The organism is Glaciimonas sp. PAMC28666, from assembly GCF_016917355.1.
Classification (GTDB): domain Bacteria; phylum Pseudomonadota; class Gammaproteobacteria; order Burkholderiales; family Burkholderiaceae_D; genus Glaciimonas.
Genome location: NZ_CP070304.1, coordinates 5,066,761 through 5,091,351, shown reverse-complemented (window position 1 = coordinate 5,091,351; position 24,591 = coordinate 5,066,761). Strand labels below are relative to the sequence as shown.

Annotated in this window: 20 protein-coding genes; 14 read left to right on the top strand and 6 right to left on the bottom strand. The window is 51.7% G+C overall.

What is annotated here, in order from left to right:
• Positions 1–370: 370 nt before the first annotated feature.
• Both JQN73_RS21885 and JQN73_RS21880 read left to right on the top strand, forming a co-directional pair.
• Complete coding sequence (locus tag JQN73_RS21885) at positions 371–1,534, top strand: AI-2E family transporter (protein WP_205323525.1); 1,164 nt, start codon at positions 371–373, stop codon at positions 1,532–1,534.
• Between the two features lie 105 nt (positions 1,535–1,639).
• The gene (locus tag JQN73_RS21880) at positions 1,640–2,197 is read left to right on the top strand and encodes an NADPH-dependent FMN reductase (protein WP_205321004.1); all 558 of its coding nucleotides are present in this window, start codon (positions 1,640–1,642) and stop codon (positions 2,195–2,197) included.
• 147 nt (positions 2,198–2,344) lie between these two features.
• Here the strand turns inward: JQN73_RS21880 and fusA are convergent, their stop codons facing one another.
• Positions 2,345–4,444 carry an elongation factor G gene (gene fusA / locus JQN73_RS21875; protein WP_205321003.1) on the bottom strand — a complete coding sequence of 700 codons (2,100 nt, stop codon included), beginning with the start codon at positions 4,442–4,444 and terminating at the stop codon, positions 2,345–2,347.
• A 678-nt stretch (positions 4,445–5,122) separates the two neighbouring features.
• On the opposite strand from fusA, the gene JQN73_RS21870 reads away from it, so the two are divergent.
• Both JQN73_RS21870 and JQN73_RS21865 read left to right on the top strand, forming a co-directional pair.
• The gene (locus tag JQN73_RS21870; RefSeq protein ID WP_370551281.1) at positions 5,123–5,698 is read left to right on the top strand and encodes a PadR family transcriptional regulator; all 576 of its coding nucleotides are present in this window, start codon (positions 5,123–5,125) and stop codon (positions 5,696–5,698) included.
• Positions 5,698–6,567 carry a siderophore-interacting protein gene (locus JQN73_RS21865; RefSeq protein WP_205321001.1) on the top strand — a complete coding sequence of 290 codons (870 nt, stop codon included), beginning with the start codon at positions 5,698–5,700 and terminating at the stop codon, positions 6,565–6,567. The genes JQN73_RS21870 and JQN73_RS21865 overlap by 1 nt, the downstream gene beginning before the upstream one ends.
• 32 nt (positions 6,568–6,599) lie before the next feature.
• Here JQN73_RS21865 and JQN73_RS21860 read toward each other — a convergent pair whose 3' ends face one another.
• The 3 genes from JQN73_RS21860 to trxB form a co-directional block, all read right to left on the bottom strand.
• Positions 6,600–7,271, bottom strand: coding sequence for a Smr/MutS family protein (locus JQN73_RS21860; RefSeq protein WP_205321000.1), 672 nt, complete (start codon positions 7,269–7,271; stop codon positions 6,600–6,602).
• A gap of 36 nt (positions 7,272–7,307) precedes the next feature.
• Positions 7,308–7,499: a hypothetical protein gene (locus JQN73_RS21855; RefSeq protein ID WP_205320999.1), complete on the bottom strand. Its 192-nt coding sequence runs from the start codon at positions 7,497–7,499 to the stop codon at positions 7,308–7,310.
• 118 nt (positions 7,500–7,617) lie between these two features.
• Entirely contained in the window at positions 7,618–8,574 is a 957-nt protein-coding gene (gene trxB, locus JQN73_RS21850) for a thioredoxin-disulfide reductase (protein ID WP_205320998.1), read from the bottom strand.
• 558 nt (positions 8,575–9,132) lie between these two features.
• Between trxB and JQN73_RS21845 the strand changes: the two genes are divergently transcribed.
• Both JQN73_RS21845 and lolA read left to right on the top strand, forming a co-directional pair.
• Positions 9,133–11,469, top strand: a complete 2,337-nt coding sequence (locus tag JQN73_RS21845) for a DNA translocase FtsK (protein ID WP_205320997.1) — start codon at positions 9,133–9,135, stop codon at positions 11,467–11,469.
• A gap of 226 nt (positions 11,470–11,695) precedes the next feature.
• Positions 11,696–12,328 carry an outer membrane lipoprotein chaperone LolA gene (gene lolA, locus JQN73_RS21840; RefSeq protein WP_240162616.1) on the top strand — a complete coding sequence of 211 codons (633 nt, stop codon included), beginning with the start codon at positions 11,696–11,698 and terminating at the stop codon, positions 12,326–12,328.
• Positions 12,329–12,420: 92 nt separating this feature from the next.
• Here the strand turns inward: lolA and fdxA are convergent, their stop codons facing one another.
• Entirely contained in the window at positions 12,421–12,906 is a 486-nt protein-coding gene (gene fdxA / locus JQN73_RS21835) for a ferredoxin FdxA (protein ID WP_370551280.1), read from the bottom strand.
• A gap of 238 nt (positions 12,907–13,144) precedes the next feature.
• Between fdxA and JQN73_RS21830 the strand changes: the two genes are divergently transcribed.
• The 8 genes from JQN73_RS21830 (at position 13,145) to JQN73_RS21795 (ending at position 23,207) form a co-directional block, all read left to right on the top strand.
• Positions 13,145–14,449 (top strand): replication-associated recombination protein A, encoded by a 1,305-nt coding sequence (locus JQN73_RS21830; RefSeq protein WP_205320995.1) that lies wholly within the window; start codon positions 13,145–13,147, stop codon positions 14,447–14,449.
• A gap of 360 nt (positions 14,450–14,809) precedes the next feature.
• A complete protein-coding gene (locus JQN73_RS21825) occupies positions 14,810–15,436 on the top strand; it encodes a helix-turn-helix domain-containing protein (RefSeq protein ID WP_205320994.1) in 627 nt (208 codons plus the stop codon).
• 57 nt (positions 15,437–15,493) lie between these two features.
• Positions 15,494–16,927, top strand: a complete 1,434-nt coding sequence (locus JQN73_RS21820; protein WP_205320993.1) for an aminopeptidase P family protein — start codon at positions 15,494–15,496, stop codon at positions 16,925–16,927.
• A gap of 231 nt (positions 16,928–17,158) precedes the next feature.
• A complete protein-coding gene (locus tag JQN73_RS21815) occupies positions 17,159–18,775 on the top strand; it encodes an ABC transporter substrate-binding protein (RefSeq protein WP_205320992.1) in 1,617 nt (538 codons plus the stop codon).
• A gap of 276 nt (positions 18,776–19,051) precedes the next feature.
• Complete coding sequence (locus tag JQN73_RS21810; RefSeq protein WP_205320991.1) at positions 19,052–20,062, top strand: ABC transporter permease subunit; 1,011 nt, start codon at positions 19,052–19,054, stop codon at positions 20,060–20,062.
• Positions 20,059–21,087 (top strand): ABC transporter permease subunit, encoded by a 1,029-nt coding sequence (locus JQN73_RS21805; RefSeq protein ID WP_205320990.1) that lies wholly within the window; start codon positions 20,059–20,061, stop codon positions 21,085–21,087. The genes JQN73_RS21810 and JQN73_RS21805 overlap by 4 nt, the downstream gene beginning before the upstream one ends.
• A 42-nt stretch (positions 21,088–21,129) precedes the next feature.
• Positions 21,130–22,212, top strand: coding sequence for an oligopeptide/dipeptide ABC transporter ATP-binding protein (locus JQN73_RS21800; RefSeq protein WP_205323523.1), 1,083 nt, complete (start codon positions 21,130–21,132; stop codon positions 22,210–22,212).
• Positions 22,209–23,207 carry a peptide ABC transporter ATP-binding protein gene (locus tag JQN73_RS21795; RefSeq protein ID WP_205320989.1) on the top strand — a complete coding sequence of 333 codons (999 nt, stop codon included), beginning with the start codon at positions 22,209–22,211 and terminating at the stop codon, positions 23,205–23,207. The genes JQN73_RS21800 and JQN73_RS21795 overlap by 4 nt, the downstream gene beginning before the upstream one ends.
• A gap of 176 nt (positions 23,208–23,383) precedes the next feature.
• Here JQN73_RS21795 and JQN73_RS21790 read toward each other — a convergent pair whose 3' ends face one another.
• Entirely contained in the window at positions 23,384–24,571 is a 1,188-nt protein-coding gene (locus JQN73_RS21790; protein WP_205320988.1) for an acyl-CoA dehydrogenase, read from the bottom strand.
• Positions 24,572–24,591: the final 20 nt, after the last annotated feature.

The window sequence follows — 24,591 nt, the reverse complement described above, 5'->3', positions numbered from 1 at the left end:
CTCAATTAAATCCAGCTGCTGTTAACAATGACCCGCTTAGAATAACATCTTGTCTGACGTACAACAGGGTCAGCGAATCACTCCAAAGGAGCGACCAGAATCATACCTTGAATTGATAGCAGTCCCGGTATCCCCCGCAACATTCATTTACATGCCACGGTCCAGCCGCAGAAAAATGCTCTTCAGATGCCTAAACGTCAACCATTTACGCGCCAGGAAGGATAATATATATTTGCGCAGTGCGGATACTACCGTCATAGTTGAGTGACGATTTAAAATGGGCAAAAATATAGGTACTCTAATGCAACCTGAAATTGGTCAACCTGCTGATATCAACGCTAAAATTGCGCTCGATGCAATGCGTCCGGCCATGGAAATTGGATCGGGTGCCGCAGGCGCTAACGCTAGTCCAGAACAACCGTCCGATCCAAGTCTCCCTTTGCCTTCCAGCCGCCGCGAGCCGTTAGCGACCCGCATGCATGTGGACGCTCGCGGCGCAGCGCTGGCGATCATCGCCACCGTCGTTTTCATCTTTGCACTGCAATGGGCACAAAAATTTCTAGCGCCGGTGGTGTTTGGGATTTTCATTGCCTATACGCTCAACCCGGTTGTGGTGTGGTTGCAGCGATTGAAACTGCCACGTGTGGTGGCGACCACTGTGGTATTGCTCGCTATTTTGGGCGGCGGCGCAGCGGTGACAGACGTTTTGCGCGGAGAGTTCCAGTCCATTTTGGAGCAACTGCCGCAAGCGTCCCATAAACTATCCCGGGGATTGGCGAAGTTACGCGATGGTCAGCCAACCACCATGCAGCAAATGCAAGCTGCCGCCAACGAAATTGCCAAAGCTACCGGGGGACAACCTTCGGCACGTGAAGCTTCGTCGGCTTCGAGGTTGAGCGAGTGGCTATTAGCCGGATCGCTCGGTGCGATCGGGCTTTTGGGGCAAGCCCTGGTGGTGCTGTTTCTGGTATTTTTTCTGTTGCAGTCGGGGGATACATTCAAACGAAAATTAGTGAAGTTGACGGGACCTTCGTTAAGCCGCAAAAAGGTGACCGTGCATATCCTGGATCAGATTAATACGTCGATTCAGAATTACATGTTTATGTTACTGGTAACCAATATTTTGCTAGCGCTACTCATGTGGGTGGCGTTCCGTGTCATCGGACTTGAAAACGCTGGCGCCTGGGCAGTGGCAGGCGGCATTATGCATATCATTCCTTACTTTGGGTCGCTGTTCATCGCGATTGCCACCAGTCTGGCGGCGTTTATGCAGTTTGGGACATTTTCAATGATGCTGTTATTGGCAGGTGTCTCTCTCGGAATCGCCGCGATCGTAGGGACCTTTGTGACTACCTGGATGACCGGGAAAATAGCTAAAATGAATCCCTCGGCGGTATTTGTAGCGTTGTTATTCTGGGGATGGTTGTGGGGTATCGCCGGATTACTGGTGGGAATACCGATTGTGGTGATTATCAAGGTCATTGCCGAGCACGTCGAGGGCATGGCACCGATTGCCGAACTACTCGGTGAATAGGTGCGTGGGTGAATAAGCGGGTGGATGGAATAGGCCAGGGGGAATGCGTTCAGGTCATGCAGAGGCTAATTTAGTTGGTTGATCATTCTATAAAGGAATTTGAAAATGGACAAACCTGCGATCAAAATATTGGGTATTTCGGGCAGCTTGCGAAAAGGCTCATTCAACACCGCGGCGTTACGTGCGGCGATCGAACTGGCACCCGAAGGTGTCACCATTATTGAAGCCGATATTTCAGACATTCCGCTCTATAACGAAGATGTGAATGCGCAAGGTCGGCCTCCGTCGGTGGAGCGCTTTCGTCAACAAATCCGCGATGCCGATGCGCTTCTGTTTGTCACGCCAGAATATAACTATTCGGTGCCGGGTGTCTTAAAAAATGCCATCGATTGGGCCTCGCGTCCACCGGAGCAACCGTTCGCGGGCAAACCAGCGGCGATCATGGGCGCAAGTCCGGGGGTTATCGGCACGGCACGCGCTCAATATCATTTGCGCCAGATAGCGGTATTTCTTGATTTGAAAGTCTTGAATAAGCCAGAGGTAATGATAGGTGGCGCTGCTGATCGTTTCGATAGTGCGGGTAAGCTAACCCACGAACCGACGCGTGAATTCGTGACAAAAACGCTGGAGGCGTTGCACGATTGGACTCTTAAACTCAAGTAGGGCGCTAAGCAAGCCCGTTCCTAAGAAAAACTTTACACATCGCAACAGCAAAAAAATGTTGCGATGCGTAAAGCGGTTTTCCGTCACCGGCATCCTTCACGCCAGCTGTCGATTCGCGTGTTGAAATAATTACCGCGCGCAGCAGATCTATTTGATCAATTTTATCTGATCCAGAAGATGTTTCGGCACCGCTGCGTAGTGCTTAAACTCCATCGTGTAGGTCGCTCGGCCCTGACTGAGTGAGCGTAACGTTGTAGAGTAGCCGAACATCTCCGCCAATGGCACTTCCGCACGAATAGTTTTGCCGCCACCGCCAGCAATGTCGTCGGTGCCTTGCACCATCCCGCGGCGTGAAGACAGGTCACCCATGACGTTGCCCATGAAGTCCTCCGGTGTCTCTACCTCCACCATCATCATCGGTTCCAGCAGCACTGGGTTGGCGCGGCGCATGCCTTCTTTGAACGCGATGGAACCTGCCATCCGGAAGGCGTTCTCGTTCGAATCCACGTCGTGATAGGAGCCAAATGTGAGTGTCGCTTTGACGTCAACGACCGGATAGCCTGCCAGAACCCCGCTCTTCAAGGTTTCCTGAATTCCTTTATCAACTGCGGGAATGTACTCACGTGGAACCACGCCGCCTTTGATCGCATCGACAAACTCATAGCCCTTGCCCGGTGCAAGTGGCTCCAGCTTCAGCACCACATGTCCATACTGGCCGCGCCCGCCGGATTGCTTGACGAATTTTCCTTCGACATCTTCGACCGCTTTGTGGATGGTTTCCCGATACGCCACTTGTGGTTTGCCTACCGTGGCTTCTACGCCAAACTCCCGGCGCATGCGATCTACCAGAATTTCGAGATGCAGTTCTCCCATGCCAGAGATAATGGTTTGACCGGACTCTTCATCGGTATGCACCCTGAACGACGGATCTTCCTGTGCCAGACGGTTCAGGGCCAATCCCATTTTTTCCTGATCGGGTTTGGTCTTCGGTTCCACCGCTTGTGAAATCACCGGCTCCGGAAAAATCATCCGTTCAAGGATAATCACATGCTCAGGATCAGACAGCGTGTCACCGGTGGTGACGTCTTTCAATCCGACTGCGGCGGCGATATCGCCCGCATACACTTCCTTAATTTCCTTGCGTTCGTTGGCGTGCATCTGCAAAATGCGGCCAAGTCTTTCTTTTTTGCCTTTGACCGGGATATAGACCGAATCACCAGAATTAACCACGCCGGAATAGACCCGGAAAAAGGTCAGCTGACCGACAAAAGGATCAGTCATAATCTTGAAGGCAAGTGCAGAGAACGGTTCGTTGTCCGCAGGATGACGTTCAATCTCCTGATCGTTTTCGTCATGGCCGAGAATCGCTGGTACGTCCAGCGGCGAGGGCAAATACTCAACCACCGCATCCAGCAGCGCTTGGACCCCTTTATTTTTAAATGCGCTCCCACAAAGCATTGGCACGATCTGATTGGCGACTGTGCGCAAACGCAGACCGTGGATAATCTCGGCTTCGGATAATGCCTCACCGCTGAGATATTTTTCCATCAGTTCGTCCGTCGCTTCGGCGGCTTGCTCGATCATTTTTTCGTGCCATTCTTGTGCCAGCGCCAGCAGGTCGTCTGGAATCTGGCGATATTCAAAGACAACGCCTTGACTCTCTTCATCCCAGATGATGGCTTTCATTTTAACGAGATCGATCACGCCCTGGAAGTGATCCTCTGCGCCAACCGGAATCTGGATGGGAACAGGGTGTCCTTTGAGACGATCCATTATCTGTTGATAGACGCGGAAAAAATCCGCACCGACGCGATCCATCTTATTGATGAAGGCAACCCGCGGCACGCCGTACTTATTGGCCTGACGCCACACCGTTTCCGATTGTGGCTGTACGCCGCCGACAGCGTCGTACACCATCACCACGCCATCGAGTACGCGCATGGAGCGTTCGACCTCAATGGTGAAATCAACGTGGCCGGGCGTATCGATAATGTTGATGCGGTGTTCTGCGAAGTTGCCGCCCATGCCTTTCCAGAACGCAGTGGTCGCGGCAGATGTAATGGTGATGCCACGTTCCTGCTCCTGCTCCATCCAGTCCATGGTGGCTGCGCCATCGTGCACTTCGCCGATTTTATGTTTGACGCCGGTGTAGAACAGAATGCGTTCGGTAGTGGTGGTTTTGCCAGCGTCAATATGCGCGCTTATGCCGATATTTCGATAGCGATCGATGGGGGTCTTGCGGGTCATGATAATGCCTTTTCAGAGTGATTTTCCCCGCTATGCAGGGGCGTATTTGTACCGTCGTGATGCGCAGAACTTGCCGGACAGTGTATGGACACCATCGTTAACGTCACGGTCAAAGGAAGAGCGCAAGTTACAGTTCCTTTGACCAACACGAATTACAGCAATCAGCTTGTCATAAGTACGCATACCAATTCCTTGAAATGGCGCATGTTCGAACATAGTGCGAGGTTTGTTACCGAATGAAGATTATCATTTTTTTTATCAATCAGTGCTGCGCAGGTTGATCTGGTTTTATGTGTAACTTAATCTGCGTATGTCAGCCAGATAAAGTGCGCCACATCAGTCATAAATTCAAATCGATGATAGTGCCACGGGCCTCCGCGACGGGTAGATCGCTGCTATCGGAAGCCGAGGTCCGCTGATTAAAACATTTTGAATTGAACATTAAATGCGGCCAAAAACCGCGTAGGCAAGGTCGCCAGATAATTTGTTTTTTCCAGCGTCGCTGGTTAAAACTGCAGCCTTTTTCACAGACCGGCCTCGCTGGCAGGTCTAACGCGGGCGGTGTTTGGGGTACGCGCGGCCGCTGTTTGATTAAAGAACCCTAAAAGATAAATTCTTGACTTAGATCTTATTTAGATATATCTTAATTGAATCTAAATGGAAAAAAACGAAATTATCATGCGACATTTAAAAGGATTCCTTTGCAGCATCCGCCGGGCTGATCACGATCATGACCAGGAGTCAGGAGGCAACCATCACGGCAGGGGGATGCACAGCCCACGCGGAGGGCGGATTTTTAGTCACGGCGGCTTGCGGTTTGTGTTGTTAAAACTGATTAGCGATAAGCCTAGTCATGGCTATGAATTGATTAAACTGATCGAAGACAGGCTTGGCGGTAGCTATAGTCCCAGCCCAGGCACCGTCTATCCTACTCTGACGCTACTGGAGGAGCAGGACTACTTGCGGGTCGAAGAAGCCGATTTAGGAGGGCGAAAGCGCTATTGCATCACCGAAGCGGGTTTGGCCTTTTTGGACGAAAATCGCGTCATCGTCGATGCGATGATGGCCCGTATGCAAGGCGGTGTGGACGGTGCCGATCCGCGCGGAACAAGACCACCTCAGGTCATGCGCGCCGTTGAAAATCTTAAGTTGGCGATGCGCATGCGGCTTTCTCGTGAAGCCCTGACGCCGGAGCAGGCCAACGCTTTCGCAGCAGTACTTGATCATGCCGCACAACAACTGGAGCAAATATAATGGATACAGCAACTTCTGGCCGATCGGCCAACCCGGCAAGCGAACAACGGGACGGCGTGTCACAAAATATTCCTGACCGTTCGCCGCAGCGCGTGCGTTATCCGGTTCGATTTCGCCTGCTTGAGGTTCGCGCTGTGCAACGCGTGACGCCACACCTGGTACGGGTAACGCTTCAAGGTGATGCTCTGGAAGGATTTAGCAGTCTGGGGTTTGACGATCATGTCAAATTGTTTTTCCCCGACCCTGTGACTGGCGAACTGATCGTTCCGACGATAGGCCCGGACGGTCTGATATGGCCCGAAGGAGCAAAACGGATCATGCGCGATTACACGCCACGTCGATATGACGCCGCTGCCGCTACGCTGGAAATTGATTTCGCATTGCACACCGCTGGACCGGCTACGCTCTGGGCTGAGCAAGCAAAGCCAGGGCAGCGCTTGGGGATTGCGGGACCAAAAGGTTCTTTCATCGTAACGACCGACTTTGACTGGCATTTGCTGATTGGCGACGATACCGCTTTACCGGCCATTTCAAGGCGCCTTGCCGAACTGCCGCCCAATGCGCGGACCAACGTTCTGGTGGAAGTAGACGGGGCCGCCGATCACATCACGTTCGAAAGCGCAGCGAAGGTCGAGATCGTCTGGGTACATCGTAGCGCCGACGCAGGGGCTTTTCCATTACTTGATGCCTTGCACAACATGCCGTTGCCAACCGGCACGTTTCATACATGGATCGGCTGTGAGTCAGCACAAGCGAAAGCCTTACGGGCCTATCTGGTGGCAGAACGCCATGCCAATCCTAAGTGGATTCGCGCATCAGGGTACTGGCGCAAGGGCAGCATTGCGACGCACGACTCGCATGATGGCTGAGCTTAAACGGTATTGGATTGCGCCGACAAGGTTTAGTCGCGCGGTTGGGCTTTAAGCAAAACTACGATTGCGCCGGAACCGCCGTCTGCCTCGCTAGCCTGGCAAAAAGCCACCACACTATCGATTTGTACCAACCAGTCACGCACTTTGCCTTTAAGAACTGGGACTTGGTTCACAGAACCGAATCCTTTGCCGTGAATGACGCGCACACAACGCCAGCGTCGTTTGTTCGCTAGCTGAAGAAATTCTGCCAAAGTATCGCGGGCCTGATCGATGCGCAGGCCATGCAAATCGAGTTGTTGTCGCACAGCCCAATGTCCACGATGCAGTTTTGCCAGCATCTCGTTGCCGACCCCATTGCGGGCAAAGCGTAGATGATCGTCGCTATCGAGCAGATTTTCGATGCTGAACAGGTCCGATAGTGATGCTTGCAGGATGGTCGATCCCAACGATGCATCCATATGGAATGTATTCTGCAGGGTACGCGGATAGGGTTTCGGATGCTGCTGAGGGGGAGTCAGCTTGCCAGAGGCTTTGAGCGGAAACACCGGCCCTACTTTTTGGCTAAATTGTTCGCTCTCTTGCGCCAGTTGTTGGGCGCGACGCAACTGTTCAGCGGCGGCTTCCTGACGCGCCTCGTGCTGTATTTTAAGTTCTTTTCTCAGTGGTTTGAGTGCGCGAAATTCTTTAATCGGGCCGGACATAGGGTCGCTCGCGTTGACGGGATGGTCAGTCTCTGATTATTTTTTCTTTGACGGCGAAACTAGCGGTTGTATATTCCCCACGCTCTTTCGAAACACATTGGCATCACGTTCGGCCTGCTCTGCACGCAGCTGGCGCGCTGCCGCTTCTGCTACACGCACTTCTTCTTCAGCCTTCAATTTTTGTTGCAGGAATTTGAGATCGTTAAAATCTTTGATTGGGGCGGACATGGCGCTTCCTTCAGGTGATGCGTACTGGATAGTGTTGCTTTATTTTAATCGTTTTGATGTGCCTTGATGAGGCCGTTAGCACCGCTGCATTAAAAGAGCGAGGGTAACGGCCTTTGCGTTACTCTTCCAGAAAACGTTGCGCATCCAAAGCGGCCATGCAACCGGTGCCAGCGCTGGTAATTGCCTGACGATAAATATGATCCTGCACGTCGCCAGCGGCAAACACGCCGGGGATACTGGTTGCCGTCGCCATACCTTCAAGACCGGTTTTGGTCTTGATATAGCCGTTGTGCATGGTCAGCTGGCCTTCAAAAATACTGGTATTCGGCTTGTGACCGATGGCGATAAATACACCGTGCAGCGTGACCGGCTTGACCGTACCATCGACGGTCGATTTAATGTTCATGCCCGTTACGCCGCTGGTATCGCCAGTGACTTCTTCCAACGTATGGTTGTATTCAATGGCTATTTTTCCTTCTGCAACTTTCGCCATCAAACGGTCTATCAAAATAGGCTCGGCGCGGAATTTTTCGCGACGGTGTACCAAAGTGACTTTGGTTGCAATGTTGGACAGATACAGGGCCTCTTCCACCGCAGTATTGCCGCCGCCGACTACGGCAACCTCCTGGCCTTTGTAGAAAAATCCGTCGCAGGTTGCGCAGGCGGACACACCTTTACCCATAAAGGCCTCCTCAGATGGCAGACCAAGATATTGTGCCGATGCGCCGGTGGCGATGATCAGGGCGTCGCAGGTATACTCGCCAGAGTCACCGATCAGGCGGAACGGCTTTTCTGACAATTTGGTGGTGTGGATATGGTCAAAAATAATCTCAGTTTTGAATTCTTCCGCGTGTTTCAGCAGGCGTTGCATCAAATCAGGACCTTGCACGCCACCATGATCGCCGGGCCAATTTTCAACATCCGTGGTGGTCATTAACTGACCGCCTTGTTCAATCCCGGTAATCAGCACTGGATTCAGATTGGCACGTGCAGCATAAACGGCAGCGCTGTAGCCTGCAGGTCCGGAGCCAAGAATTAACACTTTGGCATGCTTGATAGTTTTTTCGGTGGTCATAAAATAATCTCAGTGAGTGGTCAAACATCGAACATCGGAGTCGGTCAGCGAACTTGCTTTGTCAGCATCTCGCCCGGATGTCTTTCCGGGTAAATAAACGGCAATTGGTTCGGTAAATCCAACGTTAGTCTTTAATATGGAGATCTTAATTTCAGATATCAAGGCAGCCAACAAAGCGATGGAGGACGAATCCTTATGGATGCCAAAACCATAACAAACTACAAATATTGTCTGTATGGTTTAAAAGCACCCTAAAACTGGTTAAGATTATAGTCGAACCAGTGATGATGACGTGATCAGGAAACTAATTGTGTTGATAGCGAGAACCAATTTGCCGCACCGCATCAAAGGATGCATGTCGTTGCTTCATTCGCAGCCCAATCCAGTGCATAATTTCATATTGTTACAATGCTTAAGCAGCGATGGACAAGTACTATAAGTACGGTGAACGCGCAACCAGGTAGAAAAACGGCAGTATTTCGTGATCCCAGTCTGTGAACGTCTGGTTTTCATCAAATTTCATAGTATTAACCAGTAATCGTATCGCCAATTGGATTTATGACTAGAACAACGCAAGCTTATACCCGTAGCGCCAAACCGAAACCGGCGCCCCCGCCTCAAAATCGGCTGGTGCGTCTGCTGTCAGAGGCGCGTTGGATCATCTTTGCGGCCTTGACTGCTTATCTGGTGATTATTTTTGTGAGCTATTCCAAAGCAGATCCGGGATGGTCACAAGCCAGGGTTGTGCCGAACCTCGCGAACTGGGGCGGGCACGTTGGTGCGTGGCTGGCTGACTTGATGTTGTTTGTGTTCGGTGCCTCCGCGTGGTGGTGGTGTGTCCTTCTGCTGCGTTCGTTGTGGGGTGGCTATCAGCGTATATCGCATCGGTTAGAGGTCGAGGCCGAGGCCGAGCCGGAAGAGCAGCATCCGTACGAAGGTTTGCTGCGCGCCGCCGGTTTTGTACTAATCCTGATCGGCAGCATGGGCATCGAATATACGCGGATGTACTCGATGCACATGCAGTTGCCGCGTGCGCCAGGAGGCGTGCTGGGTCGATTAATTGGTAGCAATGCACAGAACGCACTAGGATTTACCGGCGCGACCTTGTTATTGTTGCTGCTATTCGCGCTTGGCGTCAGTCTGTTCTTTCATGTCTCGTGGTTGACGGTCGCTGAGCGTATCGGTCACGCTGTGGAGGGATCCTTCCTCTGGCTACGAAATCTGATCGCTGCCCGTGAAGACCGTAAGGTCGGCCATGTCGCTGCCGTCAAACGCGAGGAAGTGGTGGTGCAAGAGCGCGCAAAGGCCATTGAGGCAACACCGATCCGCATTGAGCCACAAATTGTGACCGTGCAAAAATCTGAACGGGTAGAAAAGGAAAGACAAACGACCCTTTTTCAGGATTTGCCCGATACCAACTTGCCGCCGTTATCCCTGCTCGATGAAGCGCCTCCGCTACAGGAAACCGTCAGTGTCGAAACCCTGGAATTTACCAGTCGCTTGATTGAAAAAAAGCTTTCTGATTTCGGCGTACAGGTAAAAGTGGTTGCCGCGTATCCTGGCCCGGTGATTACGCGCTACGAAATTGAGCCAGCGACTGGCGTCAAAGGGAGCCAAATTGTTGGTTTGGCGCGCGATCTGGCACGATCCTTGTCGCTTACCTCGATTCGCGTGGTGGAAGTCATTCCCGGCAAGATGTTTATGGGCCTGGAGCTGCCAAATCCAAAACGTCAAATTGTGCGTTTGACCGAGATCCTCAGCTCAAAAGTTTATAACGATGGCGTTTCCAGCCTGACCATCGCGCTGGGCAAGGATATCGCCGGTCATCCGGTCGTCGCCGATTTAGCCAAAATGCCGCATTTGTTGGTCGCAGGGACCACCGGCTCGGGTAAATCGGTGGGTATTAACGCCACCATATTGTCGCTGCTGTATAAATCCGATCCCAAACAGGTTCGCTTAATTTTGATCGATCCAAAGATGTTGGAATTGTCCATTTATGAAGGCATTCCACATTTGCTCGCGCCGGTTGTGACTGATATGCGGCAAGCGGGGCACGCGCTAAACTGGGCCGTCAATGAGATGGAGCGACGCTATAAACTGATGTCCAAGATGGGTGTGCGGAATCTGGCGGGCTATAACCAAAAGATTATTGACGCAGAAAAGCGCGAAGACAAGATTCCTAATCCGTTCAGCCTGACCCCGGATGCGCCCGAACCTTTGGAGAAGTTGCCTACCATCGTCGTGATTATCGATGAGTTGGCGGACTTGATGATGGTGGTGGGCAAAAAGGTGGAAGAGTTAATTGCCCGTATTGCACAAAAAGCACGTGCAGCCGGTATTCACTTGATTTTGGCAACACAGCGTCCATCTGTAGACGTGATTACAGGATTGATCAAGGCCAACGTTCCCACCCGAATTGCGTTTCAGGTCAGCAGCAAGATCGATTCCCGCACTATTCTGGATCAAATGGGTGCTGAGGCTCTGTTGGGAATGGGTGATATGTTGTACATGCCGCCCGGCACCGGTCTGCCGATTCGGGTCCATGGTGCCTTTGTGTCGGATGAGGAAGTGCATCGGGTGGTCGATTATCTGAAGGAGCAAGGCGAACCGAATTACGTTGAAGGTATCCTTGAAGGTGGCGTCATGGAAGATGGCGTTGAAGGTGGCAGCGGCGTAGCGGCAGGCGGTTCGGAAGGTGATGAGCTATATGATCAGGCGGTTGCCATTGTGTTGAAGAACCGTCGCGCCTCGATTTCGCTGGTGCAGCGCCACTTGCGCATCGGGTATAACCGTGCCGCCCGATTGCTCGAGCAAATGGAGCAAAGCGGGCTAGTATCCACTATGCAATCTAACGGAAATCGTGAAATCCTGGTGCCGGTCGGCAATCCCGAGTAACGTTTGGAAGCGTTGTTGAAGTTGACGAAAGACGGCCCGAAGGAAGGCGCAGTGTACTGAGCGTTACGACGCTCTTAACTTAACAGCAGCCATCCTGACGCCCGTCATTAACAAATGAACCTGAATGGAAGCTACCGTGAACCACAACCAGCATGTAGATAAACAAAACGTCATGAATCCACGCTTATTTAGCGGCATTCCCGCGCCGGTTGCAGCCGCGTTCAACATGCGCAAACTGGTGTGCTTGCTCGCCTTCTCCGCAGCTTTAGTGCCGGGTTTGGCGAGTGCCAGTGCGCTCGAACAATTTAAATCGTTTGTCAGTAGCACGCAATCTGCCAAAGGTGAGTTTACGCAACGTTTGGTGACGACCGATAGCGGCACGAATAAACCCAAGGTTTCGACAACCTCATCCGGGACGTTTATTTTTGCGCGTCCCGGTAAATTTATCTGGACTTACACCAAGCCCTACGAGCAAGTATTGCAGGCAGATGGCGACAAACTGTTCATTTACGATAAAGATCTGAATCAGGTCACAACCAAAAAACTGGGCAACGCATTGGGTTCGTCGCCAGCGGCGATTTTGTTTGGCAGTAACGATCTGGAAAAGAACTTCACTCTGAAAGAGGGCACGCCGAAGGATGGTTTGGAGTGGCTGGAAGTGACGCCTAAAGCGAAGGATACGACGTTCGACCATATTGGCGTCGGTTTGCGGAATGGCTTGCCTGAAGCAATGGAATTAAAAGATTCTTTCGGACAGACTTCAATGTTGTCGTTCACGAATTTCGTCAAGAATCCGGCACCACCAAGCGGTGGCTTCAAGTTTGTCGTACCAAAGGGCGCTGACGTTTTCGATAATTAATCAAAGTGATGCAACGAAGGCGGCGCAATCATAGTCGTTGCCAACAAGACTGGCGCACTTAAAGTTACGCAACACCATTTACGTAGCTCTATTCACTTACCAGTAATGCCTTGATTGCGTTCACACATGCTGGCGTCCAGCAGATTTAATTTGTCGGATGTTGAGCGCCACATTAAATGCTCTGCCAATGGCGCCTTCGAGCGCGTAATCAGCTTCCAGTCAGGGCGCGCCGCAAGCTCCGCATTCAACTGGGTAAAATGACGTTGATGCGCAGGTAGGTCGACGTCGGAATAAATGGCGGAGACCGGGCATTCTGATACGCACAACGAGCAATCGATGCATTCATCCGGTGCGATCACGAGAAATTGCGGCCCTTCCCGGAAGCAGTTCATCGGGCAAACATCAACGCAGGTGGTGTATTTGCAGAGGATACAAGAATCAGTGACAACGAAAGGCATAGAAAAATAGTGAAGAGTGGGCGTTGCTATTGCGTTTTGTCGATGTCCAATATGGGCATACTTTGATTGGTGGCGACGGCTATTTGAAGTCGTACCACGGATCACGGCGGATTTTCTCATAATCGGCACCTTTCTGCCCATCCATGCCAGCTTTTCACAATTTTCTGGTCACTTTTGATGCGCGATCATTGGGTCAGGTTGAGCGCGTGAGGTTGCCACTCTAAGCCACTCTATGCCATACAACAGCATTCAGCGCCGAGCCATACTTCTGGCAGCATGCGTTAAACTGTGGTGGACGCTATCGTTGTACCGGTCTTCATTTTTAACCAGCCACTATTTTTGCAGAGCCTTTTTTCCCATGTCCGATCTATTCAAGGTAGAACCCACGCCACCGCTGGCGGAGGCCCTCCGTCCCGCTAAACTCGATGATGTGATCGGTCAGAGCCATTTGTTGGGAGTAGGCAAGCCCCTGCGGCTGGCCTTTGAGTCCGGCAAGCCGCATTCCATGATTTTATGGGGGCCGCCCGGGGTGGGCAAAACTACCTTGGCCCGTCTGACGGCAAATGCGTTTGCATGTGAATTCATCGCCTTGTCAGCGGTGTTTTCCGGGGTTAAAGATATTCGTGCGGCAATGGAGCGTGCAGAGCAAAACCTGGCGATGGGTAAGCACACCATTCTGTTTGTCGATGAGATACATCGATTCAATAAATCGCAACAAGATGCGCTGTTGCCCTATGCAGAGTCTGGTCTGGTGACGCTGATTGGCGCGACCACGGAAAATCCTTCGTTTGAGGTTAATTCTGCGTTGCTGTCTCGCGCCCAGGTCTACGTGTTGAAGTCGCTCACGGACGAAGAGCTCAAGCAACTATTAGCCCGCGCGCACGCCACGGTGCTGCCACATCTGGAATTCGAAGAAGCCGCGATAGACACCTTGGTCGGCTATGCCGATGGTGATGCGCGCAGACTGCTTAATTTACTGGAACAGACCAATACCGCATCCACCGCAGCGCGCACCAATCGCATCACAGCAGAGTTTATCCAAAATGCATTGACGCTGAATGCGCGCCGCTTCGATAAAGGCGGAGACAACTTTTACGATCAGATATCGGCGTTGCACAAATCGGTGCGAGGTTCGAATCCCGATGCCGCATTGTATTGGCTATGTCGGATGCTTGATGGTGGGGCTGACGCCAAATATCTCTCGCGTCGTATCGTCCGTATGGCGTGGGAGGATATCGGTCTGGCCGATCCGCGCGCCATTCAAATTGCGAACGATGCCGCGAATACTTTTGAACGTTTAGGTTCGCCAGAAGGTGAGTTAGCGCTGGGGCAGGCGGTCATCTATCTGGCAATCGCCGCCAAAAGTAACGCCGGCTACAACGCGTTCAATCAGGCGATGGCGTTTGTAAAACAGGATAAATCGCGGGAAGTCCCGGTCCATTTGCGCAACGCACCCACCAAGTTAATGAAAGAGCTGGGTTACGGTCATGCCTATCGCTACGCGCACGATGAACCTAACGCCTATGCGGCAGGAGAGACCTATCTGCCCGACGGGATGCCCGATCCTGGCTGGTACGTCCCGGTGCCAAGAGGCGTCGAGGTCAAAATTGGGGAGAAATTGAACTGGCTACGCGATTTGGATGAAAAGGCGCGTGGAGACTAAGCTACCGGCTTAGTTCATGGCTTAGCTATTGGCTTAGTTCAGGGCTTAGTTACTAGCTTAGTTACTAGCTAAGTTACTGGATCAAAGCGACGATTCTCTCAGGTTTTGATTATTCACTAAATTGTTGCTAATGCCTTGCATAACCGCCAGGCTCGCTTTCTATCATCGGAATTTTTAAGCCACATGTTTGAACGCTCATAGTTGATCTTTACCCATGCTAATGAGAAAAAATTATAGTGTCACTACAATTTATACTTGACTGCGATTTTAGTATGACTATAATTTCCCTCACTTTACCAGCGCATGAATGCTAAATAAAAACGGCGCTAAAAAATTAACGGGTAAAGAGGCGGGGACACTATGGCACTACCACAGTTAGGAAAGACCATTCGGACGCGGCGCCATGCGGTGAAAAAAACGCTGATGCAAGTCGCCCGCGAGACCGGGTTGACAGCGGGCTTTCTATCGCAGGTCGAGCGCAACCTGACCACGCCATCCATTACCTCATTAGTCGTTATCGCGAAAGCGCTTGGGGTCGTGATTGGCGACCTGATTAAGCAGCCTGAGCAAATACAGCCCGACTCCTATCAGGATCAGCGCCAAACTTACACAGTCGCTAGCGGACCGGTGAAGTATGAGCGCTTATCGACGGTTTTTCCCGGCAGCCAGGTGCATTCGGTCAAGTTCACCATGCCGTGCGGATACAAGTCTGAAATGGTGTCGCATGACGGTGATGAAATGGTGTTTGTGTTGAGCGGACAAGTGGAATATACGGTCGGTCTGCAACATTTCGTGTTGTGTGCCGGAGATAGTCTTCACTTCGATGGCAACATTCCGCACACTGTTGAGGCGTTAATGCACAAAAGCAAGCAAGCCGAATTGTTATGGGTTGGTACTGCGCAACTTTTCGATGACGAACATGGAAATGTCATAGAGGAAAAGCATGGGAATTACGAAAGGTTTCTAAAAGGTACAGAAAATTCTTAGTCTGGTATAGATTTTGCTAATCTGGTCATGGCATGATTAAAAAAATTAAGGATAAACATGTTCGAAAGTGTGCAATACGCCAGGCGGCGACAAAAGTTAAGACAACAGTTTTCGTCCGGATTGCTTTTAATTTCGGGCAACGCTCACGCCTCCATGAATTATCCGCATAACAATTACCCATTTCGACAGGATTCCTCGTTCTCTTATTTTTTTGGCCTGAACCAACCTTATCTGGTCGGCGTCATCGATATCGACGGCGGGCTGGATCTTCTGTTTGGCGATGACCCGACTATCGAAGAAGTGGTATGGACCGGACAACAGCCGTCGTTAGTCGCGCTTGCTGCATCGGTCGGCGTTGTCGCTCCTCACACTACTCTCGCTGATGCCGCTTATGCTGTGGTGAAACCCAGTCACGCCCTTCACGCAGTCATTGCAGAGGCGCGCAGCAATGGGCGCACCATCCATTACTTACCGCCTTATCGTGGCGAGTCAACGTTAATGCTGGCCGGTCTTTTTGGCTGTACGCCAGAACAGGTTGATGCCGGTGCATCGCCAGGGCTGATCGCGGCGATCATCGGTTTGCGTGAAATAAAAGAACCCGAAGAAATAGCCGAAATGGAGCGTGCTTTAGTCATTACCAAAGAAATGCACATCGCGGCGATGCAACAGTCGCGGCCGGGAGTGTTTGAATATCAGGTGGTGGGCACCATCGAAGGCATCATGCGTGGTTATGATCTGCATGGTGCTTACCCCGTCATTTTTACCCGACATGGCGAAATACTGCACAGCCGCGATCATACCCAACAATTGGCCGCCGGGGATTTAGTAGTCAATGATTCAGGCGTATCAAGCGCGTTGGGTTACGCTTCAGACATAACACGGACAATACCGGTCGGCGGAAAATTTAGCCCCCGCCAACGCGCTGTCTACGAGATTGTCTTATCCGCACAAATGTGTGCCATCGCCGCTATCCGTCCGGGAGTATCGTATCTTGCGCTGCATCGTCTGGCAGCACTGGAAATAGTGAATGGCCTGTCGGCACTCGGTCTTTTTAAAGGCGATCCCCAGGAGGTTGTCGATTCCGGTGCTTACGCCATATGCTTTCCCCATGGGCTCGGTCATCAAATTGGATTGGACGTGCACGATATGGAAGGACTCGGCGAGACGGCAGTGGGTTACGACGTGACGGTGACGCGTAGCGACTTGTTTGGCCTCCGTAATTTGCGCATGGCAAAACCATTGCTAGCCGGTATGGTCGTCACTGTGGAACCAGGCATTTATTTTATTCCCGAGCTGATCAAGCGCTGGATGACTAATGGTGACAAGGGCCTGCATGCGGATCTGATTAACTATGACCGTTTTGTTGAGTATATGGATTTCGGCGGCATACGCATTGAAGATAACGTCTTGGTGACGCTGACTGGCTCGCGCGTATTGGGACCTGCAATTCCTAAAACCTGTGAAGAAGTTGAAGCCGTGATGGCTATGTAGAAACCGGTAAGCAAGGAAGCAGAATGGAAGCAGCACCTGGTATTTGTTGTCTTCCGAAACCGCCAATTTACCGATAGAGTGTGTGAAAAACAATCCCTGGGTAAAACGGCGTCGAATTACGACTTCGAATTTCGACTTCGAATTACGGCGTCGAATTACGACTTCGAATTACGACCTCGAATAATGACCTTGAACAACGATATTGCAGCATAACCCTGGAAGAGATGAACGATGAAAAATGGAAAATTTGTTGCCAAACTGGGCTTAGTAGCTGTCCTCAGCGTTTGTGCCGGGCTGGCCTCAGCGCAAGCCAAAAAAACCTTGGTTTACTGTTCGGAAGCTAGCCCAGAAGGATTTAGTCCTCAGCTCTACACCACAGGTACCACTTTTGACGCTTCTGCAAGTCCACTCTTTAATCGTCTGGTTGAATTTGAACTGGGAACGACTACCATTAAGCCAGCGTTAGCAGAATCCTGGACCATCTCGGACGACGGCACGGTGTACACCTTCAAGTTACGCAAGGGCGTAAAGTTTCATAGCAACGCCAAATTCAAACCGTCGCGCGACTTCAATGCCGACGACGTCGTGTTTACTTTTGATCGCATGGGCAACCCTGCAAATCCTTACCATACTCTGGAACGCGGACAGACTTTCGGTTACTACCTCGATATGGGTCTTAACAACATCATCGACAAAGTAGAAAAGGTCGATGACAGCACCGTGCGTTTTAAACTCAAGCACGCTGAATCGCCGTTCCTGGCCGATCTGGTCATGTATTTTGCATCAATTTATTCCGAAGAGTATGCGACGCAATTGCAAAAAGCCGGTACTCGTGAACTTCTTGATCGTGACCCAATCGGTACGGGGCCGTTTGAATTTGTATCGTATCAAAAGGATGCCGTTATTCGCTATAAGGCATTTGACGCCTATTGGGGCGGACGTCCAAAAATTGATAACCTGATTTATGCCATCACGCCTGACGCATCGGTACGTTATGCCAAGCTGAAAGCGAACGAGTGTCAGGTAATGTCTTATCCGAAGCCTGCGGATTTAGCCTCAATGAAAGCAGATAGCAATATTAATCTGATTTCAAAACCCGGTATGAACATCGGTTACATTGCCTTTAACGTTGAGAAAAAACCGTTCGATAACAAGCTGGTGCGGCAAGCATTGAGCATGGCAATCGATAAGGAAACGATCCTTAAAACGGTTTACCAAGGTGCGGGGCAGGTCGCAAAAAATCCGATTCCGCCAACACTTTGGTCGTATAACGACAAAATTAAAGATTACCCGTACGATCTCAAAAAAGCCAAAGAACTGTTAGCCAAGGCTGGCTACCCGAATGGTGCCGAGATTGAAATGTGGTATCTGCCGGTTCAGCGTCCTTACAATCCGGACGGAAAACGTATCGGTGAATTGATTCAAGCCGATTGGGCAAAAATTGGCATCAAGGTCAAACTGACGACCTATGAATGGGGCGAATATCTCAAGCGCAGCAAGCAGGGCGATCAACAATCGATGATGTTTGGCTGGTCTGGCGATAACGGTGATCCGGATAACTTCTTCGGCAATTTACTCAGCTGTGACGGCGTCAAAGGCGGCGGTAATGTATCACGTTGGTGTGATAAAGATTTTGATGCGTTGATTCAAAAAGCCAAGCTGGTGTCGAAGCAAAGTGATCGGGCAGCCTTGTACGAAAAAGCTCAGGTGATCGTGCACGAGGAAGCGCCGTGGATTGATATAGCGCATTCAGTCGGTTTTGTGCCGGTTCGCAAAAATGTCATTGGCTTCAAGATTCCAGCAACGCCCTATAGCTTCTTTTTTGATAAAGTTGATTTAGTAAAATAAAGCTTCCGGCAAATTAGCAGATTGTTTTATTAAACTGTTTCATCGGCCTGTCCTGTGGGCGCAGATTTTCATTAGGTGGTTTTGTAAAAGAAACTTTCGGAGCAAGATCTGCGCACGCAGTCAGGAATATGCAACGTTATAGCAATGGTTGAATTCGATGTGGGATATTCCCTAAGCGGGCACAAAAAGCCATAGTGACGACGTTAAAGTAGATGTAGCACATAAAGCTGAATTTACTTTTACGTCGTCGTCTTTTTTATTGAATAGGTATTTCCTATGTTTGGATTTCTTTTGCGGCGCGCAGGTTTGGTCATTCCGACCTTTCTGGGCATCACATTGCTCGTATTTTTATTAATTCATATGATTCCCGGCAATGTCGTGGAAGCGATATCGGGTGAGCGCGGCATGGACCCCATCCGTTACGCTCAGATGATGAAAGAGTTTGGCCTCGATAAACCGTTGTATGTGCAGTATTTCACCTACCTGGGGCAGGTATTCCACGGCAATCTCGGTACCTCTGTCACCACCCATGAATCGGTATTAAGCGAATTTCTCACATTGTTCCCGGCGACGCTGGAACTCTCCACCTGCGCCATGTTGTTGGCCCTCGTGATCGGCATCCCTGCCGGCATATTGGCTGCCGTGAAGCGCAATACAGTCCTCGATTACTCTGTCATGGGCGCATCGCTCACAGGATATTCGATGCCGGTGTTCTGGTGGGCTTTGTTGCTGATTTTGTTATTTTCCGTGACGTTGGGATGGACCCCCGTATCTGGACGCATTGATTTGTTATACGATATTCCGCAGGTGACCGGATTCATGCTGGTTGATAGCTTGTTGGCGGGTGACCCGGGCGCGTTTAAATCCGCCTTGTCACATTTGATATTGCCGACGATTGCACTTGGGACTATTCCTCTGGCGGTAGTTGCGCGCATGACGCGCTCCGCGATGTTGGAAGTATTGCGTGAAGATTATGTCCGCACAGCACGTGCAAAAGGGTTGTCGCCGTGGCGCGTGATTGGCGTCCATGCATTGCGTAATGCATTGATCCCAGTGGTGACGGTGATCGGCTTGCAGGTCGGTACATTGCTGGCCGGCGCGATCTTGACCGAAACGATATTCTCCTGGCCCGGTATTGGCAAATGGCTGGTGGGCGCCATTCAGCGGCGTGATTATCCGGTGGTCCAGGGCGGTATTTTACTTTCTGCCACCATCATTATCATCGTCAACCTGGTCGTCGACCTGTTGTATGGCGTGATTAATCCTCGCATACGGCATAACTCATGAACGAGACCACACCTAATTCAACGTCTGATGGTGCCATCAACGGTGCCATCAACCCCGCTATTAATCCCGCCATTAATCCTGTCATTAATCCTGTCATTAATCCTGTCATAAGCCACCCGTCAGCCATTCAGGCGCAAACGCCAAACAAAACCTCGCCCACTGCGCCGCCGCATGCATTGCGCGAATTTTGGGGTTATTTTAGCCAAAATCGTGGTGCGGTGATCGGGCTGGTTGTGGTGTTCATCATCTTACTGGCGGCCCTGTTCGCAGACGTGATCTCACCGCATTCTCCTATCGAGCAATTTCGGGATGCGACCCTGGTGCCCCCTGTGTGGCAAAGCGGCGGTTCTGCCAGGTTTTTGCTTGGAACCGATCCGGTGGGCCGCGATATGTTGTCGCGCCTGATCCACGGTGCGCGCTTATCGTTGGTGATAGGACTGGTATCAGTCTCATTGTCCTTGGTGCTTGGGATTGTTCTTGGCCTGCTGGCGGGTTACTTTCGCGGCGTGATTGAAGTAGCGATTATGCGCTTGATGGATATCATGCTGGCGCTGCCAAGTTTGCTGCTGGCAGTCGCAGTCGTCGCCATTTTGGGACCGGGACTGATGAATGCGATGTACGCGATTGCGATCGTCATGTTGCCGCACTATGCGCGCCAGACGCGTGCAGCAGTCATTGGCGAACTGACCAAAGACTACGTCAGCGCATCGCGCATTGCCGGTGCTGGCACCGCACGTATCATGTTTAATTGCGTGCTGCCGAACTGCGCGGCCCCCCTTATCGTACAGGCTACGCTAGGATTTTCTACGGCGATTCTGGATGCTGCAGCCCTTGGTTTTCTCGGCCTTGGTGCACAACCACCGACGCCGGAATGGGGATCGATGCTGGCCAGCGCGCTGGAATTTATTCAAAGCGCATGGTGGGTCGTGACCTTCCCCGGACTGGCCATTCTGGTTTCGGTGCTGGCGTTCAATTTGATGGGTGACGGGCTGCGTGATGCACTCGATCCAAAACTGAAACGCTGATGCATGGATGCATTGATGACTAACCTAACAGAGCGAGCAACCATGGCATTGCTGGAAATCAAAAATCTCGGGGTTGAGTTCGGATCAACCGCTTCTCCTTTTACGGCCGTTGACGGCCTTGATCTCACCATTGAAGCAGGAGAAATAGTCGGTATTGTTGGCGAGTCCGGTTCCGGTAAGAGTGTCACCTCTCTGGCGCTGATGGGATTGATCGATTATCCGGGACGCGTCAATGCCGAACGGATGGCATTCGATGGGCGTGATCTGTTGAAGATGCCACAGAAAGAGCGCCGGAAGTTGTTGGGCAAAGACATCGCGATGATTTTTCAGGACCCGATGACAAGTCTGAATCCCTCCTTTACGGTCGCCTATCAACTGATCGAAACCTTACGCGTCCATCAGGGCGGTTCTCATAAAGAACTACGGGATCGGGCCCTGGCGTTGCTCAAGCAAGTGGATATTCCGGATCCCGAACGACGCCTTGATGCCTATCCGCATCAACTGTCGGGCGGGATGAGCCAGCGGGTCATGGTCGCGATCGCGATTGCCTGCAATCCGCGTCTGCTGATCGCCGATGAGCCGACGACCGCCCTGGATGTCACGGTTCAGGCGCAAATGCTGGAATTGTTGCTGCAGCTACAGCGTGATCGCGGCATGGCCTTGATGTTGATTACGCACGATCTCAGTGTGGTAGCACAAACCGCGCAGCGGGTCGTTGTGATGTATGCAGGGCAAGTGTTGGAAACAGGCTTGGTTCCCACCATTTTTCAGACACCACAACATCCTTACACACAGGCTTTGCTCGCTGCATTGCCCGAACATAATATCGGTCGCGACCGGTTGCAGACAATTCCCGGCGTGGTTCCAGGCCTGTACGATCGGCCATCAGGATGCTTGCTTAGTCCACGCTGTCGTTATGCGGTGGCGCGGTGCGTTGAAGAGCGCCCGCTGCTCACAGGTGTGGCAGGGTCACAAGTGCGTTGCCATTTTCCACTTGATAGCGCGGGCCATCCGACCAATGGCTGGACCCCATCGGATCAATTGCCAGCGGGATTAAAAAGCGCGGCAGTCAGCACCTCAACCACCAACATAGCCAGCCAAACGGCCAGCAGGACCGCCCTATGACCACAACGACAGCGACCATTATTCAGCCTAACGTCTTGCTAGAGGCTAAAAACCTCCGCAAACATTACAACGTGTCGCAGGGCTGGTTAAAACCTAAAGCTACCGCCAAAGCACTTGACGGTGTCTCTTTTACCCTCATTCCTGGCAAGACACTTGCCGTCGTGGGGGAATCCGGTTGTGGGAAATCGACACTCGCACGGCAGATCACCATGATTGAACCACCGACCGGCGGCGAGTTGTGGATGGATGGCGCCAACATCGCCGAAGCTGATAGAGCGACCCTCAAGCGTGTGCGTCCGTTGGTGCAAATGGTGTTTCAGAATCCGTATGCCAGCCTCAATCCACGTAAAAAGGTCAGCAGCATGCTCGAAGAGCCGCTGATCATTAACACCGACTTAAGCAAGGCGCAACGTGCTGAAAAAGCGCAAGCGATGATGGCGAAGGTTGGCCTGCGCCCGGAACATTACAATCGCTTTCCACATATGTTCTCGGGCGGGCAGCGTCAACGCGTTGCAATCGCCCGCGCTTTGATGCTTGATCCAAAAGTGATCGTGGCCGACGAACCGGTATCGGCGCTGGACGTGTCAATTCAAGCGCAGGTGCTGAACTTGCTCATGGATTTGCAGGACGCAAGCGGGGTCGCCTATCTGTTTATTTCCCACAATCTATCGGTGGTAGAGCACATCGCCGACGAAGTGTTGGTGATGTATCTGGGCAAGGCAGTTGAACACGGCAGCAAAAAAGACATATTTAGCCGGCCATTACATCCCTACACGAAAGCGCTGTTAGCCAGCACGCCGCGCCTTGATCCGACGCAACGGCAGGAGAAGTTGATGCTAGCTGGCGAGCTGCCGTCACCGCTTGCGCCGCCGCCGGGTTGTAGTTTCAATAATCGATGCCCGTATGCCGTTGGCCATTGTCGGGAAGAAGTACCCCCTCTGGCCGAGTTCGACGGTCGTCTGGTGGCTTGTCACCGGGTCGCTGAAATCAATTAGTTGGCTGATTGCTCTTGTAGCAGTAACCAAGAATAAAGAATAAAGATAAAGACAAAGATAAAGACAAAGACAAAGACAAAGACAAAGACAAAGACAAAGACAAAGACAAAGAGTAATGCGCCGCCGGGCACCGGTGATTCAATTATTGACCGGTACCCGCCAGGCGGGTAGGGCGATTAATTGGCAAACGCCGAAATCCCGGTAATTGCACGACCTAAGATCAGGGCATGCACATCATGCGTGCCTTCGTACGTGTTCACCACCTCCAGATTCACCATATGGCGGATGATGCAAAACTCATCCGAAATGCCGTTGCCGCCGAGCATGTCACGTGCCACGCGAGCAATGTCCAGCGCCTTTCCGCATGAGTTGCGTTTCATCAGCGAGGTGAGATCGACGGCGGCTGAGCCGTCATCCTTCATGCGGCCAAGTCGCAGGCAGCCCTGTAGACCGAGACTGATTTCAGTGATCATATCGGCCAGTTTTTTCTGAATCAGCTGGTTGGCGGCTAACGGCCGACCGAATTGATGGCGATCAAGGACGTATTGGCGCGCCGTTTCATAGCAGGATTCGGCTGCGCCTAACGCACCCCATGCGATCCCGAAGCGGGCCGAGTTCAGGCAAGTGAACGGGCCTTTAAGACCGCTGACGCCGGGGAGCATATTTTCCTTTGGCACGAAGACCTGATCCATGACGATCTCTCCTGTGATGGACACGCGCAGGCCAACTTTGCCGTGGATGGCTGGCGTCGTCAATCCTTTCCAGCCTTTTTCAAGTATAAAACCGCGGATCACATCGTCATCAGTCTTGGCCCAAACCACAAACACGTCCGCAATCGGTGCATTTGAAATCCAGGTTTTGCTTCCCGATAGCAGAAATCCGCCGTCGGCTTCACGCGCTCGGGTGATCATCGAACCGGGATCGGAGCCATGGTTGGGTTCGGTCAAACCAAAGCAGCCGACCAACTCGCCGGTGGCCAGCTTTGGCAGATATTTGCGTTTCTGCTCCTCGGAACCGAACTCATTGATCGGCACCATGACCAGCGACGACTGCACACTCATCATTGAGCGGTAGCCGGAGTCGACCCGTTCAATTTCGCGTGCGATCAGCCCGTAGGAGACGTAATTCAAACCGACGCCGCCGTAAGCCTCCGGAATAGTAGGGCCGAGCAGTCCTAGTTCGCCCATCTCATTAAAAATGGCACGGTCAGTGACCTCATTGCGGAAGGCCTGTTGCACACGTGGCAGCAATCGCTCCTGCGCATAAGTACGGGCGGTATCGCGCACCATGCGCTCTTCCGTACTCAATTGTGATTCCAACAGCAACGGATCTTCGTGATTGAAGTGGTTTTTTTGCGTACTCATGGCGGCTTTCGTTGGTTATA

Excerpts from the sequence above, each read along its gene's own strand:
- JQN73_RS21885 (WP_205323525.1), top strand. The coding sequence starts at position 371 with ATGGAAATTGGATCGGGTGCCGCAGGCGCTAACGCTAGTCCAGAACAA.
- JQN73_RS21880 (WP_205321004.1), top strand. The coding sequence starts at position 1,640 with ATGGACAAACCTGCGATCAAAATATTGGGTATTTCGGGCAGCTTGCGA.
- fusA (WP_205321003.1), bottom strand. The coding sequence starts at position 4,444 with ATGACCCGCAAGACCCCCATCGATCGCTATCGAAATATCGGCATAAGC.
- JQN73_RS21870 (WP_370551281.1), top strand. The coding sequence starts at position 5,123 with ATGCGACATTTAAAAGGATTCCTTTGCAGCATCCGCCGGGCTGATCAC.
- JQN73_RS21865 (WP_205321001.1), top strand. The coding sequence starts at position 5,698 with ATGGATACAGCAACTTCTGGCCGATCGGCCAACCCGGCAAGCGAACAA.
- JQN73_RS21860 (WP_205321000.1), bottom strand. The coding sequence starts at position 7,271 with ATGTCCGGCCCGATTAAAGAATTTCGCGCACTCAAACCACTGAGAAAA.
- JQN73_RS21855 (WP_205320999.1), bottom strand. The coding sequence starts at position 7,499 with ATGTCCGCCCCAATCAAAGATTTTAACGATCTCAAATTCCTGCAACAA.
- trxB (WP_205320998.1), bottom strand. The coding sequence starts at position 8,574 with ATGACCACCGAAAAAACTATCAAGCATGCCAAAGTGTTAATTCTTGGC.
- JQN73_RS21845 (WP_205320997.1), top strand. The coding sequence starts at position 9,133 with ATGACTAGAACAACGCAAGCTTATACCCGTAGCGCCAAACCGAAACCG.
- lolA (WP_240162616.1), top strand. The coding sequence starts at position 11,696 with ATGCGCAAACTGGTGTGCTTGCTCGCCTTCTCCGCAGCTTTAGTGCCG.
- fdxA (WP_370551280.1), bottom strand. The coding sequence starts at position 12,906 with ATGAGAAAATCCGCCGTGATCCGTGGTACGACTTCAAATAGCCGTCGC.
- JQN73_RS21830 (WP_205320995.1), top strand. The coding sequence starts at position 13,145 with ATGTCCGATCTATTCAAGGTAGAACCCACGCCACCGCTGGCGGAGGCC.
- JQN73_RS21825 (WP_205320994.1), top strand. The coding sequence starts at position 14,810 with ATGGCACTACCACAGTTAGGAAAGACCATTCGGACGCGGCGCCATGCG.
- JQN73_RS21820 (WP_205320993.1), top strand. The coding sequence starts at position 15,494 with ATGTTCGAAAGTGTGCAATACGCCAGGCGGCGACAAAAGTTAAGACAA.
- JQN73_RS21815 (WP_205320992.1), top strand. The coding sequence starts at position 17,159 with ATGAAAAATGGAAAATTTGTTGCCAAACTGGGCTTAGTAGCTGTCCTC.
- JQN73_RS21810 (WP_205320991.1), top strand. The coding sequence starts at position 19,052 with ATGTTTGGATTTCTTTTGCGGCGCGCAGGTTTGGTCATTCCGACCTTT.
- JQN73_RS21805 (WP_205320990.1), top strand. The coding sequence starts at position 20,059 with ATGAACGAGACCACACCTAATTCAACGTCTGATGGTGCCATCAACGGT.
- JQN73_RS21800 (WP_205323523.1), top strand. The coding sequence starts at position 21,130 with ATGGCATTGCTGGAAATCAAAAATCTCGGGGTTGAGTTCGGATCAACC.
- JQN73_RS21795 (WP_205320989.1), top strand. The coding sequence starts at position 22,209 with ATGACCACAACGACAGCGACCATTATTCAGCCTAACGTCTTGCTAGAG.
- JQN73_RS21790 (WP_205320988.1), bottom strand. The coding sequence starts at position 24,571 with ATGAGTACGCAAAAAAACCACTTCAATCACGAAGATCCGTTGCTGTTG.